Annotated in this window: 11 protein-coding genes; 4 read left to right on the plus strand and 7 right to left on the minus strand. The window is 60.0% G+C overall.

The genetic code is table 11. The annotated features are described in order from the left end of the window. Positions 1-16: 16 nt before the first annotated feature. The 5 genes from AB4N98_RS10140 to putP all read right to left on the minus strand — a co-directional run bounded on the left by AB4N98_RS10140 (position 17) and on the right by putP (position 6,031). Positions 17-448 (minus strand): hypothetical protein, encoded by a 432-nt coding sequence (locus AB4N98_RS10140; RefSeq protein ID WP_460149404.1) that lies wholly within the window; start codon positions 446-448, stop codon positions 17-19. Positions 449-905: 457 nt separating this feature from the next. Then, a complete protein-coding gene (locus AB4N98_RS10145) occupies positions 906-1,292 on the minus strand; it encodes a hypothetical protein (RefSeq protein ID WP_065879471.1) in 387 nt (128 codons plus the stop codon). Next, positions 1,292-2,086: a hypothetical protein gene (locus AB4N98_RS10150; RefSeq protein ID WP_137220157.1), complete on the minus strand. Its 795-nt coding sequence runs from the start codon at positions 2,084-2,086 to the stop codon at positions 1,292-1,294. The genes AB4N98_RS10145 and AB4N98_RS10150 overlap by 1 nt, the downstream gene beginning before the upstream one ends. Positions 2,087-2,110: 24 nt before the next feature. After that, entirely contained in the window at positions 2,111-4,342 is a 2,232-nt protein-coding gene (locus tag AB4N98_RS10155; RefSeq protein WP_460149405.1) for a type VI secretion system Vgr family protein, read from the minus strand. 204 nt (positions 4,343-4,546) lie between these two features. Next, positions 4,547-6,031: a sodium/proline symporter PutP gene (gene putP, locus AB4N98_RS10160; protein ID WP_217855722.1), complete on the minus strand. Its 1,485-nt coding sequence runs from the start codon at positions 6,029-6,031 to the stop codon at positions 4,547-4,549. Positions 6,032-6,492: 461 nt separating this feature from the next. Between putP and putA the strand changes: the two genes are divergently transcribed. Then, entirely contained in the window at positions 6,493-10,446 is a 3,954-nt protein-coding gene (putA, locus tag AB4N98_RS10165; protein ID WP_017526488.1) for a trifunctional transcriptional regulator/proline dehydrogenase/L-glutamate gamma-semialdehyde dehydrogenase, read from the plus strand. Between the two features lie 228 nt (positions 10,447-10,674). Next, entirely contained in the window at positions 10,675-12,477 is a 1,803-nt protein-coding gene (locus AB4N98_RS10170) for an acyl-CoA dehydrogenase (protein ID WP_017526489.1), read from the plus strand. Here the strand turns inward: AB4N98_RS10170 and AB4N98_RS10175 are convergent. Together AB4N98_RS10175 and AB4N98_RS10180 are read right to left on the minus strand one after the other, a co-directional pair. Next, positions 12,474-12,764 (minus strand): cell division protein ZapA, encoded by a 291-nt coding sequence (locus tag AB4N98_RS10175; protein WP_017526490.1) that lies wholly within the window; start codon positions 12,762-12,764, stop codon positions 12,474-12,476. The two genes, AB4N98_RS10170 and AB4N98_RS10175, sit on opposite strands and share 4 nt — an antisense overlap. After that, positions 12,761-12,991: a hypothetical protein gene (locus AB4N98_RS10180; RefSeq protein ID WP_065879473.1), complete on the minus strand. Its 231-nt coding sequence runs from the start codon at positions 12,989-12,991 to the stop codon at positions 12,761-12,763. The genes AB4N98_RS10175 and AB4N98_RS10180 overlap by 4 nt, the downstream gene beginning before the upstream one ends. 360 nt (positions 12,992-13,351) lie before the next feature. On the opposite strand from AB4N98_RS10180, the gene AB4N98_RS10185 reads away from it, so the two are divergent. Together AB4N98_RS10185 and mscK are read left to right on the plus strand one after the other, a co-directional pair. Beyond that, positions 13,352-15,094 (plus strand): potassium/proton antiporter, encoded by a 1,743-nt coding sequence (locus tag AB4N98_RS10185; protein ID WP_017526492.1) that lies wholly within the window; start codon positions 13,352-13,354, stop codon positions 15,092-15,094. 52 nt (positions 15,095-15,146) lie between these two features. Beyond that, on the plus strand, positions 15,147-18,530 hold the full coding sequence (gene mscK / locus AB4N98_RS10190; RefSeq protein WP_017526493.1) for a mechanosensitive channel MscK: 3,384 nt from the start codon (positions 15,147-15,149) through the stop codon (positions 18,528-18,530). Positions 18,531-18,572: the final 42 nt, after the last annotated feature.

The following is an 18,572-nucleotide window of genomic DNA, read 5'->3' on the forward strand; positions in this document are numbered from 1 at the left end:
CCTTTGCACATAGAAGTTAATTAAATAGTCCACCGTCAAACACTGCGACGCCCCGAGAGTTTTTATCCAAGCCAGCCCATATATTCACCGACACACCACAAAGTAACCGCGTCCCCCCCATACCCATCAAAAAAAAACCCCACAGTCTCAACTCACGCATTAGCTGGCGAGGAACATTGTCCAGATCTTCACGCGTAATGGCCCCATCCTTAATATGCAATTTCTGAAAGACAAACATTCCAGCGACGGTATTCACAAAAAAAGTTTTGCTTAAAAAATCGGAACCAATAAAACGCTTACGGTAAGAGATCAATCTTGAAGCACCCAAGCACTCCAATATTTCATCGACTTTACGATATGAAAAATACACCTGCCCCACTAAAACAAGAACGACCCATAACGCCGCGATCATCAAACAATAAAAATACAAAGTCCTTGCGCTTTCCATATTTATTTCACTCCCTCATAAACAACTTCCCCCAACTTGCTCCCCATGCGAGCTCCGGCATTCCCCCCTATTGCGGCTCCGGCACCCACAACCACCACGCCGCAAATTAACCCGCCAACGCCAAGGGTTCCTACACCGATAGCAATACAAACCGGAGTGGCCGCCAATGTGCCCCGGTCGAGCGTACTGCGTAAGGTGTGGATTCAGGCTGCGAAAACGCTCCAGAATAATTGCACCGGGAGACTCGAACAGCGTTTTTTCCAACTCACCACGCTGCATGGCGCGTTGCACGATATGAAAACCCGGCTCTACAGCCGAGGCTTCGCGGCTGAGCCTCCGCGAGCTGATTATCGGGCAGGTGACCTTCGTCAAGCCTTGCAGGTGTGCCAATACGGTTTCCAACGAACTGGAGAGACCTTAATCGCATCAAAAGCAATACGTCGATGTCGTAATTTTTTCATTTCAACCAACCTACGCACTCTCCAACACCCCATAACACCACGCAAACAACCACCAAGAAGAATAAGACATACACCAACGCCCTTAATTGAAACTTAAGTTTCGACGGAACACTTTCAAACTCCTCACGGGTAAACCCACCCTCTCTTATGTGCACTTTCGGAAAAGCAAGCATTCCGGCAATCGTCAGTACAAAACAAGATCTACTAAAAAAATCCTTTCCCAGCAACTGCTTACGAAACACTACAACCTTTGAATTTCCCAAACAGGCCAGTATTTCATCTACTTTCGAATACGAAAAATAAAGCTGCACTAGAAAAGTTAAAAAAATCAAAGCGAACACGCTTATCCAGCACCACATATAAATTACGTAATACTCGTTCATTATGGGTTTCGCACCTCATAAATGAATTCACCGATGTGTTCTCCAACTTTCGCTCCACCCAACCCGGCAATAGATGTACCTGCCCCTATGACCACCAAGACACATAACACTCCTCCTACACCGAAAGTTCCGGCGCCGACGGCAGCGCAAATTGTACTAGCGCCAGCTACTCCGGCGGCGCCACCCAACCAGCCACCGGCAACGCCTCCGACGAAGCTCCCCCCTTCAATGAACTTTACTTTCTTACACTTCGCCGGCGTATCAACGCGGCACGTTTCCTTCACTTTCAACGCTGAGGCTGAAGCCCCGAGCACCATACCAACGAAACCACCAACCTTCATGTATTGGCTTGCACGCGCCACACCCTGAATATGTGTCGCATACCCGGGAATACCTCCTGCCACACCGGCCCTGCTCCAATGATGAACCAGACTACGACTGGAGATTCCCAGCGCGCTTTTGAGCTTTGGGTGATCTGCAATATTTACACCCTTTCGGACTAAGGGTCCCAGGCTGTTATCCAGTCGAGTTAACAACTGCTTGCGCTTTGTAAAGAATTCGACACCTTGCAAACTCCCTTGTGCCTGAAAGGTTCTAACATGCAATTTTTCGAGAGCATCAAGTACCGACTTCGTCCGTATCAGATGACCTTCCACCATCGTCGACCCAATCCCCACCGCCATCGAGCTATCCGCCAAAAACCCCCTAACCACCTCATGGTGCTCCACCATAAACGCCGCTTCCTCATCACTCATCGGCGTCAGCGCATTGCTCACCTCTTGCGCTGCCTCCATCAGCAATGCTCCCTCACGGGTGCATTAGCTGTTGAGTGGGTCGCTGAGGACCAGCATCTGCCCCGGTCGGGCGTACGGCGTAAGGTGTGGATTCAGGCTGCGAAAACGCTCCAGAACAGCTGCACTGGGAGACTCGAACAGCGTTTTTTCCAACTCATCACGCGGCATGGCGCGTTGCACAATATGAAAACCTGGCTCTACAGCCGAGGCTTTCGCCGCAGGGGCTCCTCGAGCGTTATTACCTGCGCTGCCATGCTGCGCGATATCGCACTGCCCATTCTTGCAACGCTCACATTCCTCGCAAAACGGTGCACTACGCTTCAAACTCGCCACTTGCACGGGGCTCAGTGGGGCGGGGATAACCGCCAAGAGTTTTTCCTTGAGCCCCGGTATCAACGGCGCCGGGCCGGGGGCAGGGCCGCCGCCGAGCTGGATCGGCACGCTGCTGAATATGCCGCCCGCTGAAAGCGTGATCGACTGCCCTCCTGCCTGGATCGTGAGGGTGGCGCCCGCGTCGATAACGATGCTCTGCCCTGCGCCAATCTGAATGGTTTGCCCAGCCTTTACCTGCTGCGAGCCGCCGACCACCAGGTGATCATCCAGCTTGAGTTCGGTCAGGCGGTTGCCATGGGTGATGCGCTGTTCTTCGCCCTGCAGTTCATGGTGCGACTCACCCCCAATTTTCACCCGGCGCTGGTTGTCGACCTGTACCTGCTGGTTATGCAACACGTGCTGGGTCCAGTCGCGCTGGGCACGCAGGTAGATTTCTTCGGCGCCCTTGCGGTCTTCGATGCGCAATTCGTTGTAACCGCCGCCACCGGGGCTGCTCTGGCTGCGGAAGATGCTGCGGGTCTTGTCCGCCGGCAGGTCGAGGGGCACCGGCGTCGCCGCGTTGGGCAGGCAACCCATCACCAGCGGCATGTCCAGGTCGCCATTGACGAAGCCCACCAGCACTTCCATGCCCACTCTGGGGATAAGCACCGCGCCATAGCGGTCATGGGCCCAACCGCTGGCAACCCTCAACCAACAACTGGAATGATCGTCATGGACCCCGGCGCGGTCCCAGGCCAGTTGCACCTTGACCCGGCCGTACTCGTCGCAATGGATTTCGCTGCCGGCAGGCCCCGTGACCACGGCGTTCTGATAACCCGAGATAGCCGGGCGCGCTTGCTCGGACAAAGGCGGGCGGAAGATCACATCCCAAGGCGCGGCGACAAAGTTATTGCGATATCCCTGCCGAAACTCACCGTCGCAGACTTCAGTCACAGCCTCCTCAAGCACTTGCGGCTGCTTGCCTTCGTGGCTTACTTGGCGCACCAGCCACAAGTCATTCCAGCTCTCGCGGGGGTGCCCTGACAACTTGAGGAAACCGCCACTGACCAATGCCGGTTCATCACCCTCGCCATGGGCCAGTCGGTAGTCGCTGCGTTGGCGCTCCAACCCGCGCTGCGCGAGGTGTTTGCCATGGGCACGGTCGCTGAATTGGCCGGGATAGCCTTGCTGTTCGAGCATGGGAAGCTGTTCACCGCTGGCCGCGCTTTCCAGCGCCAGGCGCGGTTTTCGGAAATCGTAATCGCGCAGGTTTACCGCCGTGGTAGCGGTCGCCAACTGCACGGCGAAGCGTTTGATCGCCGGGGTTTGCGCGACCATTCCGGAACCGGGCATGTAGGGAGTGGGTTGCTCCGCCTGGGCAAACACGGTCTGGTCATCGCCGAACACCAGCAGATGTCCTTCGGGTGAATGCTGAAAATGGTAGTGAATGCCCTGCTCGGCACACAGACGTTGAATGAACGCCAGGTCGGTCTCGCCGAACTGCACGCAATATTCGCGCTCGAGGTAAGTACCGCTGAGGCGAAATTCGAACTGATCACTCAGGATGCCCTGCCCCACCAGCACCAGTGCCACCATCTGCGGCACCGTCTTGTGCTGGAAAATACGCTGGTGGCTGCTATGCGCCAGGTAGGCCAATTGCGGTACAAGAGTGATTTGATATCGCGTCAGACGGCGCCCGGAGTCACCCTGCGCCACTCGGTAAACCAGGCCGTGGACGCCATGCCCCCGATCATCGAAACCCAGGTAAACCTGGCGATGCAACACGCTTTGCAGGTCAAGATCGGGCTGCTCGCCTACCAGCTCAAGGTCAAAACAGTAGGGCTGACTAAGCGCCTCGTTACCGTTGAAGCGGTAGACCTTGAGGTCACTGGCAACCCCGTCGAGGGTCAGGGTAAAGGCACTTTGATTGGCAGGAGCGAACATCCGGTGTTTCTCTGCGAGGGGTAGGCGCAAGATTCTGCACCACGATTTCGCCTCTCTGAGCGCCCCCCGATCAAATCAGTAAACCCCTACACGCCAATGTCGGAATCTTCTTCGGACCAACTCAAATCACACGCAAAAAAAGGCCCGCCATCCGTAGGACGCGGGCCTTCTTTTTAACTCAAACGGCGCTTAACGCCCGGCGAGTTACTTGTTGAGGTTGTAGTCTTTTTCGGCGGCGTCAAAGCGCTCGACCATACCGGCGGTCGGTGCGCCCATCTTGCTCACGAAGTAGATCGCCAGGCTGGCGAAGATGAAGCCTGGGATGATTTCGTACAGGCCCAGCAGCGAGAAGTGCTTCCACACGATCACGGTGGTTGCGCCGACCAGGATGCCGGCCAGTGCGCCGTTGCGGGTCATGCCTTTCCAGATCACCGAGATCAGCACCACCGGGCCGAACGCCGCGCCGAAACCGGCCCAGGCATAGCTGACCAGGCCCAGTACGCGGTTTTCCGGGTTGGCGGCCATGGCGATGGCGATCAATGCCACCAGCAGCACCATGGCGCGACCGACCCATACCAGCTCAACCTGGGAAGCGCTCTTACGCAGGAAGGTCTTGTAGAAGTCTTCGGTCAGGGCGCTGGAGCACACCAGCAATTGGCAGCTCAGGGTGCTCATGACGGCCGCGAGGATGGCCGACAGCAACACACCGGCAACCCATGGGTTGAAGAGGATTTTTGCCAGTTCGATAAACACACGCTCAGGGTTCTCGGTCACAGGACCCGCCACTTCCGGATGCGCCGAAAAGTAGGCGATACCGAAGAAGCCAACGGCCACGGTGCCGCCCAGGCACAGGATCATCCAGGTCATGGAGATGCGGCGCGCCTTGGCGATCGACTTCACCGAATCCGCCGCCATGAAACGCGCCAGGATATGCGGTTGGCCGAAGTAGCCCAGGCCCCAGCCCATCAGCGAGATCACGCCGATGAAGGTGGTGTTTTTCAGCATGTCGAAATTGGTCGGGTCCTTGGCTTCGATGGCAAGGAAGGTGGTGTCTACGCCGCCGGTGGCCAGCAGCACGATGATGGGCGTCAGGATCAACGCAAAGATCATCAGCGTCGCTTGCACGGTATCGGTCCAGCTCACCGCCAGGAAACCACCGATAAAGGTGTAGGCAATCGTCGCCGCAGCGCCGGCCCACAAGGCAGTCTCGTAGGACATGCCGAAGGTGCTTTCGAACAGGCGGGCACCGGCCACGATGCCGGACGCGCAGTAGATGGTGAAGAACACCAGGATCACGACGGCGGAGATGATCCGCAGCAGGCCGCTTTTATCTTCGAAACGGCTGGAGAAGTAATCCGGCAGCGTCAGGGCGTCGCCGTTGTGTTCGGTCTGTACCCGCAGGCGACCGGCCACGAACAGCCAGTTGAGGTAGGCACCGGCGATCAGGCCGACGGCGATCCAGCTTTCCGACAGACCGGACATGTAGATCGCGCCCGGCAAGCCCATCAACAACCAGCCGCTCATGTCGGAAGCGCCGGCGGACAACGCCGTCACCACGCTGCCGAGGCTGCGACCGCCAAGGATGTAATCGGAAAGGTTATTGGTGGAGCGATAGGCCATCAGGCCGATCAGCACCATTGCTGCGATGTAGATCACGAATGTGATCAGGGTTGGATTGCTAACGCTCATAGGAGTGACGCCCTGGCTTTGTTTTTATGTGGCAGCGGTCTGTCGGACGGCTACCCACTGATCAGTGAGTAAACGTACCTGCGTGCCGCGCATTTATGACTGACGTTTCCCCAGGAAAGCCGCCAGCCGATGAACCCCGCTTTCGCGTTGGTTGCACCTTGGCCGCGAATGCTATTCAACAAAGCAAATAAGGTGCAACCAGTTTCTTGGGATTAAGTTGCACCTGAGCGCAAATTCGCTCAAACACCCTGTTTTTGCTCCTTTTCGGAGCAAGAACAGCGGATCTCATAAGCAAATGCACCAAGAGAAAGCGCAATCCGCTGAACGCTCAATTTTTTCACCGCATCCATCGAAAATTTCATGGATAAAAAGGGTTGCACCCGGTTGCACCTCTTCTTGGGCGCAGCTAATCTTGCCGCCAGCTAATGCCACTCGGTAGTGGCACCCATGAGGATAAGAAAATGGCGACGACCACCCTTGGGGTCAAACTCGACGACCCGACCCGCGAACGCCTTAAGGCTGCCGCGACCTCCATTGATCGCACGCCGCACTGGCTGATCAAGCAGGCGATTTTCAATTACCTGGAGAAACTCGAGGGTGGTGCAACCCTGGCCGAGCTCAATGGTTTGAGCAGCAAGGATGCCGACGACGCGGGCGAGGTCCAGGCCGACCACGCGCACCAGTGCTTCCTTGAGTTCGCCGAGAGCATCCTGCCGCAATCGGTACTGCGCGCCTCGATCACCGCCGCTTACCGCCGCCCGGAGCCGGAAGTGGTGCCGATGCTGATCGAACAGGCCCGCCTGCCGGCCCCCATGGCTGAAGCCACCAACAAGCTGGCCGCCTCGATTGCCGAGAAACTGCGCAATCAGAAGAGCGCCGGCGGCCGTGCCGGTATTGTTCAGGGCTTGCTGCAGGAGTTTTCCCTGTCGTCCCAGGAAGGCGTGGCCCTGATGTGCCTGGCCGAAGCGCTGTTGCGTATCCCGGACAAGGGCACTCGCGACGCACTGATCCGCGACAAGATCAGCACTGGCAACTGGCACCCGCACTTGGGCAACAGCCCGTCGCTGTTCGTCAATGCCGCCACCTGGGGCCTGCTGCTGACCGGCAAACTGGTCGCCACGCACAACGAAGCCGGCTTGACCTCATCCTTGAGCCGCATCATCGGCAAGAGTGGCGAGCCGATGATCCGCAAGGGCGTCGACATGGCCATGCGCCTGATGGGCGAACAGTTCGTCACCGGCGAAACCATCGCCGAAGCCCTGGCCAATGCGAGCAAGTTCGAAGCCAAGGGTTTCCGCTATTCCTATGACATGCTCGGTGAAGCCGCGCTCACCGAACACGACGCCCAGAAGTACCTGGCCTCGTATGAACAAGCCATTCACTCCATCGGCAAAGCCTCACACGGCCGTGGGATTTATGAAGGCCCGGGCATTTCCATCAAGCTTTCGGCACTGCACCCGCGTTACAGCCGTGCGCAATATGAGCGCGTGATGGACGAGTTGTACCCGCGCCTGCTGTCCCTGACCCTGCTGGCCAAGCAATACGACATCGGCCTGAACATTGATGCCGAAGAAGCCGACCGCCTGGAACTGTCCCTGGACCTGCTGGAACGCCTGTGCTTCGAGCCGCAACTGACCGGCTGGAACGGCATCGGTTTCGTGATCCAGGCTTACCAGAAGCGTTGCCCGTACGTGATCGATTATGTGATCGACCTGGCACGCCGCAGCCGCCATCGCCTGATGATCCGCCTGGTTAAAGGCGCGTACTGGGACAGCGAAATCAAGCGCGCCCAGGTCGAAGGCCTGGAAGGCTACCCGGTGTACACCCGCAAGGTGTACACCGACGTTTCCTACATCGCATGTGCTAGAAAACTGCTGTCGGTGCCGGAAGTCATCTACCCGCAGTTCGCCACGCACAACGCCCACACCCTGTCGGCCATCTACCATATCGCCGGTCAGAACTATTACCCCGGCCAGTACGAGTTCCAATGCCTGCACGGCATGGGCGAACCGTTGTACGAACAGGTTGTAGGCAAGGTTTCCGAAGGCAAGCTGAACCGTCCGTGCCGCGTGTACGCGCCGGTCGGCACTCACGAAACACTGCTGGCGTACCTGGTGCGTCGCCTGCTGGAAAACGGCGCCAACACCTCGTTCGTCAACCGTATCGCCGACCAGTCCATCTCGATCCAGGAACTGGTGGCCGACCCGGTGGCCAGCATTGAGCAAATGGCCACGCAGGAAGGCGGCTTCGGCTTGCCGCACCCGCGTATTCCATTGCCGCGCGACTTGTATGGCAGCGACCGCGCCAACTCGGCCGGTATCGACCTGGCCAACGAACACCGCCTGGCGTCACTGTCGTGCGCCCTGCTGGCCACCGCTCACAACAACTGGAAAGCCGCGCCGATGCTCGGTTGCGCCGCCAGCGAGCAGGCCGCAACAGCGGTGCTGAACCCGTCCGACCTGCGTGATGTGGTCGGCCAGGTGCAAGAAGCCACTATTGAAGACGTCGACAACGCGATCCAGTGCGCCATCAATGCGGGCCCGATCTGGCAGGCCACCCCGCCCGCCGAACGCGCCGCGATCCTCGAGCGCGCCGCCGACCTGATGGAAGGCGACATCCAGCCACTGATGGGCCTGCTGGCCCGCGAAGCCGGCAAGACCTTCGCCAACGCCATCGCCGAAGTGCGTGAAGCCGTGGACTTCCTGCGTTACTACGCGGTGCAGGCACGCAACGATTTCACCAACGATGCCCACCGCCCATTGGGCCCGGTGGTCTGCATCAGCCCGTGGAACTTCCCGCTGGCGATTTTCAGCGGCCAGGTGGCGGCTGCGCTGGCCGCCGGCAACCCGGTATTGGCCAAGCCCGCCGAGCAAACCCCATTGGTAGCGGCCCAGGCCGTGCGCATCCTGCTCGAAGCCGGTATTCCGGAAGGCGTGCTGCAACTGCTGCCGGGCCAGGGCGAAACCGTCGGTGCCCGCCTGGTGGGCGACGATCGCGTCAAAGGCGTGATGTTCACCGGCTCCACCGAAGTGGCGCGCCTGCTGCAACGCAATGTCGCCGGGCGCCTGGATGCCCAAGGCCGTCCGATCCCGCTGATCGCCGAAACCGGCGGCCAGAACGCGATGATCGTGGACTCCTCGGCGCTCACCGAACAAGTGGTCATCGACGTGGTGTCGTCGGCCTTCGACAGCGCCGGTCAACGTTGCTCCGCGCTGCGCGTGCTGTGCCTGCAGGAAGATTCGGCGGACCGCGTCATCGAAATGCTCAAGGGCGCCATGGCGGAATGCCGCCTGGGCAACCCGGAGCGACTGTCGGTGGACATCGGCCCGGTGATCGACGCAGAAGCCAAGGCCGGCATCGAAAAACACATCCAGGCCATGCGCGACAAAGGCCGCAACGTTTACCAAGTGGCGATTGCCGATGCTGAAGAGATCAAGCGCGGCACCTTCGTGATGCCAACCCTGATCGAACTGGAAAGCTTCGACGAACTGCAACGCGAGATCTTCGGCCCTGTGCTGCACGTGGTGCGCTACAAGCGTAAAGAGATCGACCAGTTGATCGGCCAGATCAATGCGTCCGGCTACGGCCTGACCCTGGGCGTGCACACCCGCATCGACGAGACCATCGCCAAGGTGATTGATAACGTCAACGCCGGTAACGTTTACGTTAACCGCAACATCGTCGGCGCCGTGGTCGGTGTGCAGCCGTTCGGTGGCGAAGGCCTGTCGGGCACCGGCCCGAAAGCCGGTGGCCCGCTGTATCTGTACCGCCTGCTGTCGACACGTCCTACCGATGCGATCGAACAATCCTTCGTACGTGGCGACAAGCTGGCAGCACCCGATGTGCGCCTGCGCGATGCCATGAGCCAACCACTGACTGCCCTGAAAACCTGGGCCGACAGCAATAAGTTCAGCGAGCTGAGCACCCTGTGCACTCAATTCGCCGCGCAGTCGCAAAGCGGCATCACTCGCCAACTGGCCGGGCCGACCGGCGAGCGCAACAGCTACGCCATTCTGCCCCGCGAGCATGTACTGTGCCTGGCGGAAGTAGAAGGCGACCTGCTGACCCAACTGGCCGCGGTGTTGGCGGTAGGCGGCTCGGCGGTATGGCCGGAAACCGACCTGACCAAGGCCGTGTTCCCACGCCTGCCGAAGGAGATTCAGGCGAAGATCCAGCGCGTGGCTGATTGGGCCAAGGACGAGGTGGTGTTCGACGCGGTCCTGCACCACGGCGATTCCGACCAACTGCGCGCGGTGTGCAAGCAAGTGGCCCAGCGTGGCGGTGCGATTGTTGGCGTGCATGGTTTGTCGCAAGGTGAGACGGCGATTGCACTGGAGCGCCTGGTGATTGAGCGGGCGTTGAGTGTTAACACCGCAGCAGCGGGTGGCAACGCCAGCTTGATGACCATCGGCTAAAAAACGCAGTTGCACAATGTGGGAGGGGGCTTGCCCCCGATAGCGGAGTTTCAGTCAGCACACCTGGTGCTGACACACTGCTATCGGGAGCAAGCCCCCTCCCACTTTTTTGATCGTGTTTCAATTCCCTCCCCGCGTTCTGCCCCTTCATCACCCAGATCAATCTTGCTATCCACCCTCCATTTGCGCACTTAGACTCCGGCCTATTCCCCTAAAAGGTAAGCCGCCATGTCCGAGACGCTGCTCAGTTCCCGCAATCTGGCTTTCGAGCTCTACGAAGTCCTCGATGCCGAGGGCCTGACCCAGCGCGAGCGGTTTGCCGAGCACAACCGCGAAACCTTCGACGCGGCCATCAGCACCGCGCGCAGCATCGCCGAAAAGTACTTCGCCCCCCACAACCGCAAAAACGACGAAAACGAACCGCGCTACGAAGACGGCAAGGCCATCCTGATTCCCGAGGTCAAGCCGGCCGTGGATGCGTTCCTTGAGGCGGGCTTCCTCAACGCCGCGCGCAGTTTCGACGCGGGCGGCATGCAGTTGCCCACCCTGCTGTCCCAAGCCTGTTTCGCCCACTTCCAGGCGGCCAACGCGGCGTCCACGTCCTACCCGTTCCTGACCATGGGCGCGGCCAACCTCATCGAAAGCTTCGGCACCGAAGAGCAGAAACAACGTTTTCTGCAGCCCATGATTGATGGGCGCTTTTTCGGCACCATGGCCCTGACCGAGCCCCATGCCGGCTCATCCCTGTCGGATATTCGCACCCGCGCAGAGCCGGCGGCTGACGGCACCTATCGGCTCAAGGGCAACAAGATCTTCATCTCCGGCGGCGACCACCCGCTGTCGGAAAACATTGTGCACATGGTGCTGGCCAAGCTGCCGGACGCACCGGCCGGGGTGAAGGGCATTTCGCTGTTTATCGTGCCCAAATTCCTGGTCAACGAGGATGGCAGCCTCGGCGCACGCAACGATGTGTTGCTGGCCGGGCTGTTTCACAAGATGGGCTGGCGGGGCACCACGTCCACCGCGCTGAATTTCGGCGATAACGGCAACTGCGTCGGCTACCTGGTAGGTAAACCGCACCAAGGCTTGAGCTGCATGTTCCAGATGATGAACGAGGCCCGCATTGGGGTTGGCATGGGCGCCGTCATGCTCGGTTACGCGGGCTACCTGTACTCACTGGACTACGCTCGCGAACGCCCGCAAGGGCGCCTGCCTGACAACAAAGACCCCAGCACCGCGCCGGTCTCGATCATCCAGCACGCCGATATCAAACGCATGCTGCTCACCCAAAAAGCCTATGTGGAAGGCGCCTTCGACCTGGGCCTGTACGCCGCGCGGTTGTTCGATGACACCACCACGCTGGGAACCGACACCGAGCGCAAACAAGCTCACGAACTGCTGGACCTGCTCACGCCCATCGTCAAATCCTGGCCGTCGGAGTTCTGCCTCAAGGCCAACGAACTGGCGATCCAGATCCTCGGCGGCCACGGCTACACCCGCGAATATCCGGTGGAGCAGTACTACCGCGACAACCGCCTGAACCCGATCCATGAAGGTACCCATGGCATCCAGTCCCTGGATTTGCTGGGTCGCAAGCTGGCGCAAAACGGTGGCGCGGGGCTCAAGCAACTGATCCGCCTGATTGCCGAAACCGGTGCGCGGGCGCACAAATACCCGTCACTCACCGCCTTGAGAGAGCCGCTGGAACAACTGGTGGCGCGCCTGCAAGAAGTCACGTTGGGACTGCTGACGGATCTCGCCCAGGGCAGCGTCAACAACAGCCTGGCGAACTCGGCGCTGTACCTGAAGGTATTCGGGCATACGGTGATTGGCTGGCGGTGGCTGGAACAGGCGATTCGCGCCGAAGAAGGGCTGGCCCGGGGCAATGCGGCGGACATGGCCTTCTATAAAGGCAAGCTCCAGGCCGCCCGTTACTTCCTGACCTGGGAAGTACCGGGCTGCCATCATGAACTGGCGATTCTTGAGGCACGCGACGATACGTGCCTGGGGATGCAGGATGGATGGTTCTAAGGCTGGATCGCCTTGGAAATCACTTCGACCGTGGCGCTGACTTGCTCTTGGTAACGGTCGAGTTCCTGTTGGTGCGCCTGCTGCATTTCGATCTGCTCGGCGCACAGGTTCAGCGCCGCCAGCACCAGTAATTTGTCACCGATCAGGGTCGGGTACTTTTTCTTGGTGGTGGCCAGGGAAGCCTTGAGCATGGTCACGGCGTGCATCAGGGTTTTATCCTCCCCGGCCGGCGCCTTGATCGAGTAATCCTCTCCGAGAATCGAAACGACCTTTATGCCTTCATTCATGCGCCGACAGGCCCCGCGCTCACGCGCTCAACCAACGCCTGGATACGGGCCGCGGTGGCGCCATGCTTTTCTTCCTGCTCCATCAGGCTCAGTTGCAGGCTGTCGTTCTCATCCTTGGCGCTGGCAAGTTGCGCCTTGAGGGATTCGTTGCTGCCCAACAGGTCATGATTCTGCTGTACCAGGTCGCTGACCAGTTGTTCCAATTGGCTGAGGGATGCTTCTAACATTTTGATTTCTCGGGCTTTTTCAAAGGGCGGTGACGATAAAGAAAATTCACCTCGGATGCCAGGGTTATCCCCGGCGCGCAGCTCGATTTTTAAGGGGCCGGGCCACACTTTCGAGCCTTAGTGACTGCATATCCCCCATCTGGTTCCTGAAACCATAAAACCTCTGGTCGGGCGCTTGCGCCTCCAACTGAACGTACTCGGTTAAAAATGTGGGAGGGGGAGTTTGCCCCTTACACATTTGGATCCCTGCGAATCAGAAAAAGCTTTTTGACAGCGCAGCAATTCAACAGGTTAGAATCGCTGGCACGCAGACTGCATGGTCAGTCCGCGCCTGTCTTGTTTGCCCACGGAGTACTGCCTTTGAATGCGACGACCATCAACAGCCTGTTCTTGATCGGCGCGTTGCTGGTGAGTGCGAGCATTCTGGTAAGTTCTCTTTCGTCGCGCCTGGGGATTCCGATCCTGGTGATCATCCTGGGCGTAGGCATGCTGGCCGGTGTCGATGGCGGCGGCATCATCTTCGACAACTACCCGACCGCCTACCTGGTGGGCAACCTGGCCTTGGCCGTGATCCTGCTCGACGGCGGCCTGCGCACACGGGTAGCGAGTTTTCGCGTGGCGCTCTGGCCGGCGTTGTCGCTGGCCACGGTGGGGGTATTGATTACCACCGGCCTCACCGGCATGGCGGCGGCCTGGCTGTTTAACCTCAATATCATTCAAGGCTTGCTGATCGGCGCCATCGTCGGCTCCACCGATGCGGCGGCGGTGTTCTCGCTGCTGGGCGGCAAGGGGCTTAACGAACGGGTCAGCGCCAGCCTCGAAATTGAATCCGGCAGCAACGACCCGATGGCGGTGTTCCTCACCGTGACACTGATCGACATGCTCGCCAGCGGCCAGACCGGCCTGCACTGGAGCCTGCTGACCCATCTGGTGCGCGAATTCGGTATCGGCGGCATCGTCGGCCTGGGTGGCGGCTGGTTAATGCTGCAAATGGTCAACCGCATCAACCTGGCCAACGGCTTGTACCCGATCCTGGTGATCGCCGGCGGCCTGTTCGTATTTGCCCTGACCAACGCCCTGCACGGCAGCGGCTTCCTCGCGGTGTACCTGTGCGGCCTGGTGATCGGCAACCGTCCGGTGCGCAGCCGTCATGGCATTTTGCATATGCTCGATGGCATGGCCTGGCTCGCGCAGATCGGCATGTTCCTGGTGCTGGGCCTGCTGGTCACCCCCCACGACTTGCTGCCGATCGCCCTGCCGGCGCTGGGCCTGGCGCTGTGGATGATCCTGTTTGCGCGGCCGCTGTCGGTGCTGGTCGGCCTGCTGCCGTTCAAGGCGTTCCACGGCCGCGAAAAAGCCTTTATCGCCTGGGTCGGCCTGCGCGGCGCGGTGCCGATCATTCTGGCAGTGTTCCCGCTGATGGCCGGGCTGCCCCATGCGCAGCTGTATTTCAACCTGGCGTTCTTTATCGTGCTGGTGTCGTTGCTGGTACAGGGCACGAGCCTGCCGTGGGTGGCCAAGTTGTTGAAAGTGACGGTACCGCCGGACCCCGCGCCGATCTCCCGTTCCGCCCTCGAAGTACATGTCACCAGCGAGTGGGAACTGTTCGTCTACCGCCTGGGCGCGGAAAAATGGTGCATCGGCGCAGCCCTGCGCGAGCTGAAAATGCCCGAAGGCACACGGATCGCCGCCCTTTTTCGTGGCCAGCAACTGCTCCATCCGTCGGGTAGTACCGTGCTGGAAGTCGGCGATCTGCTCTGCGTGATCGGCCACGAACACAACCTGGCGGCCCTGGGCAAACTGTTCAGCCAGGCACCGCAACGCGGCCTCGACCTGCGCTTCTTCGGCGACTTCGTCCTTGAAGGCGACGCCCAACTGGGCGCGGTTTCGGCGCTGTATGGCCTCAAGCTCGAAGGGATCGACCCGGACATGCCGTTGAGCCGTTTCATCACCCAGAAAGTCGGCGGCGCGCCGGTGGTCGGCGACCAGGTGGAGTGGAACAACACCATCTGGACCGTCGCGGTCATGGACGGGAACAAGATCGGCAAAGTGGGCGTCAGATTCCCCGAAGGAAGTCGCCCGGGCCCCGGTCTCTTCCTCTAAACTGCCGAGCGACGCAACGCTCCCGACTCTTCACCTAGCTCAATCGGTCTCTATGCCAACCCTGCGCACATTTCTCGCCACCGCCCTGCTGGGCCTGACCCTTTGTGTCGGCAACGTCTACGCCGCCGACCCGCCCAGCGCCGACGCCATCCAGCAAACCCTGGACAAGCTGCCCGACCGCAAGCTGCCCGACGCCGACATGAAGGCGCTGCAAACCGTCCTGCAGCAAACCCTGACGTACCTGGGCAACAAGCAGGACTACGAGCAGCGCCTGGCCGACGTCAAGCGCCAGTTGGAAGATGCCCCGCGCCAGACCAGCGAAAATCAGCGCGAACTGACTCGACTCAAAGCCACCAAGGTCATTCCGGTGGCCCAGCGCTATGCCACGCTGCCCGTACCGCAACTGGAACAACTGCTGGTCCAGCGCAGCACCCAGCAAGGCGACCTGCAAAAAGAACTGGCCGACGCCAACAGCATGACCATCGCCGCGCAGACCCGCCCCGAGCGTGCGCAGACCGAAATCAGCAGCAGCCAGGCGCGCATCCTGCAGATCAACTCGACGCTCAAGGCCGGCAAGGACAATGGCAAAGCCCTCAACGCAGACCAACGCAACCAGTTGAATGCCGAACTGGCGGCACTGAATGCCTTGATCCCGCTGCGCCGCCAGGAACTGGCCGGCAACAGCCAATTGCAAGACCTGGGCAACAGCCAGCATGACCTGATCCAGGAAAAAGCCGCGCGCCTGGAACAAGAGATCCAGGACCTGCAAACCCTGATCAACCAGAAGCGCCTGGCGCAATCCCAGCAGACCGTGACGCAGCAGTCCATCGAGGCACAGAAGTCCGGCGGCAGCAGCATCCTGGCCACGGAAAGCGCAGAGAACCTGAAGCTGTCCGACTACCTGCTCAAAAGCACCGACCGCCTCAACGACCTGACCCAGAAGAACCTGCAAACCAAGCAACAACTGGACACGGTGACCCAGAACGACGCCGCGCTGGACGACCAGATCAACGTGCTCAAGGGCAGCCTGCTGCTGTCGAAGATCCTCTATAAGCAAAAACAGGCCTTGCCACGCCTGACCGTCGACCGCGACCTGGCCGACGACATCGCCAACATTCGCCTGTACCAGTTCGAGGTCAACCAGCAACGCGAGCTGATCAGCTCCCCCAGCGCCTATGTGGAAAATCTGCTGGCCAACCAACCGCCGGATGACGTGACGCCACAGCTGCGCCGCACCTTGCTGGAACTGGCGATTACCCGCAGCGACTTGCTGGAACGCCTGAGCCGCGAACTGAGCGCGCTGCTCAACGAATCCATCACCCTGCAACTGAACCAGAAACAACTGCTGAGCACCGCCACCACCCTGCGCGCGACGCTCGACGAACAGATGTTCTGGATCCCCAGCAACAAGCCGCTGGACACCGAGTGGCTGGAAAGCGTGCCGGCGCACCTGAGCAAGCAAGTCACCAGCCTGCCGTGGGCGTCCAGCGTCAGCGAACTGTATGACGGCCTTACCCAGCGCCCACTATTGTTTCTGCCGCTGCTGCTATTGATTGGCGCCCTGCTGTGGCGACGCAAGGCGCTGTACCAGCGGCTGAGTAAAGTGCATCTGGACATCGGCCACTTCAAGCGCGACAGCCAATGGCATACGCCGCAGGCCATCCTGATCAACATCCTGCTGGCGATGCCGGTGTCCCTGGGGCTGGCATTGTGCGGCTACGCATTGCAGATCGACGCCCGCGGGCAAAACGCCAACCTGGGTTCAGCGCTGCTGCAACTGGCCCAGGCATGGTTGGTGTTCTACACCGCCTACCGGATTCTCGCGCCAGGTGGCGTGGCCGAACTGCACTTCCGCTGGGAAAAACCCCAGGTTGAATTCCTGCAAGGCTGGGTCCGCAAGCTCGGGCTGGTGGTACTGGCCCTGGTGGCCGTGGTGGCGGTTGCCGAGCACCAGCCGGCGGCGCTGGCCGATGACGTATTGGGCATCGGCGTCGTGCTGACCTGTTATGCCCTGATGGCCTGGCTGCTGGGCCGCCTGCTGCTCAACAGCCCCACCCACGAAAAAGCCTCGCTGTTTCGCAAAGCCATGGGCCTGCTGTTTACCGCTTTGCCCGTCGCATTGTTTATCGCCGTGTGCTTCGGCTATTACTACACCGCCCTCAAACTCAGCGACCGCTTGATCAACACCCTGTACCTGCTGATGTTCTGGCTGGTGATCGAAGCCACCTTCGTGCGCTGGCTGAGCGTCGCCGCACGACGCCTGGCCTATGCGCGCGCCCTGGCCAAACGCCAGGCGGCCAAGGAAGCGGGTGAAGGCGAAGCGGTGGTTGAAGAGCCGACGCTGGACATCGAAAAGGTCAACGAACAATCCTTGCGCCTGATCCGCCTGGCCCTGCTCGGTGGTTTTATCGCGGCGCTGTACTGGGTATGGTCGGACCTGATCTCGGTGTTTTCCTACCTGGATAACGTCACCCTGTACGAATACACCAGCGGCACCGGGGCCAATATCAGCATGGTGCCCATCAGCATCGGCGACTTGCTCGGCGCGCTGATCATCATCGGTATCACCTTCGCCCTGGCGCGCAACTTGCCCGGCTTGCTGGAAGTATTGGTGCTATCCAAGCTCGACCTGGCCCAGGGCAGCGCCTACGCCACCACCACGTTGCTTTCGTACGTGATTGCCGGGGTGGGTTTTGTCTCCACGCTCTCTACCCTCGGCGTGAGCTGGGACAAATTGCAATGGCTGGTGGCCGCGCTGTCGGTAGGCCTGGGCTTCGGCATGCAGGAGATCTTCGCCAACTTTATTTCCGGCATCATGATCCTCTTCGAACGCCCGGTGCGCATCGGCGACACCATCACCATCGGTAACCTGTCGGGCACGGTGAGCAAAATCCGCATCCGCGCCACCACCATCACCGACTTCGACCGCAAGGACATCATTGTCCCGAACAAAACCTTCATTACCGGGCAACTGATCAACTGGTCGCTGACCGACACCATTACCCGCGTCACCCTGAAGCTGGGCGTGGACTACGGCTCCGACCTGGACCTGGTAAAGGAGTTGTTGCTCAAGGCCGCCAGGGAAAACCCACGGGTACTCAAAGAACCCGAGCCTCACGTGTATTTCCTCAATTTCGGCGAAAGCACCCTCGATCACGAACTGCGCATGCACGTACGTGACCTGGGCGACCGTAACCCGGTGCTGGACGAGGTCAACCGCTACATCAACCGTGAATTCAAGAAACAGCACATCAACATCTCCTTCCGGCAGATGGAGGTGTACCTGAAAAACCTGCACGGCCAGGAATACAAACTGGTGCCGGTGGAAGACGAGCGCAAGACCCTTATCGGTCCCGCGCCGGTGCAGGACGCACCCGAGCCGCCCGCCGGAAAGGTCGAGGATGCGCCGGAACCGCCACCGAGCAAACTCGACTAACGCATCTAGCCCCAGCACAATGCCGGGGCATTCTGCTGGAGA

It is taken from the genome of Pseudomonas sp. S3_E10, assembly GCF_054667615.1.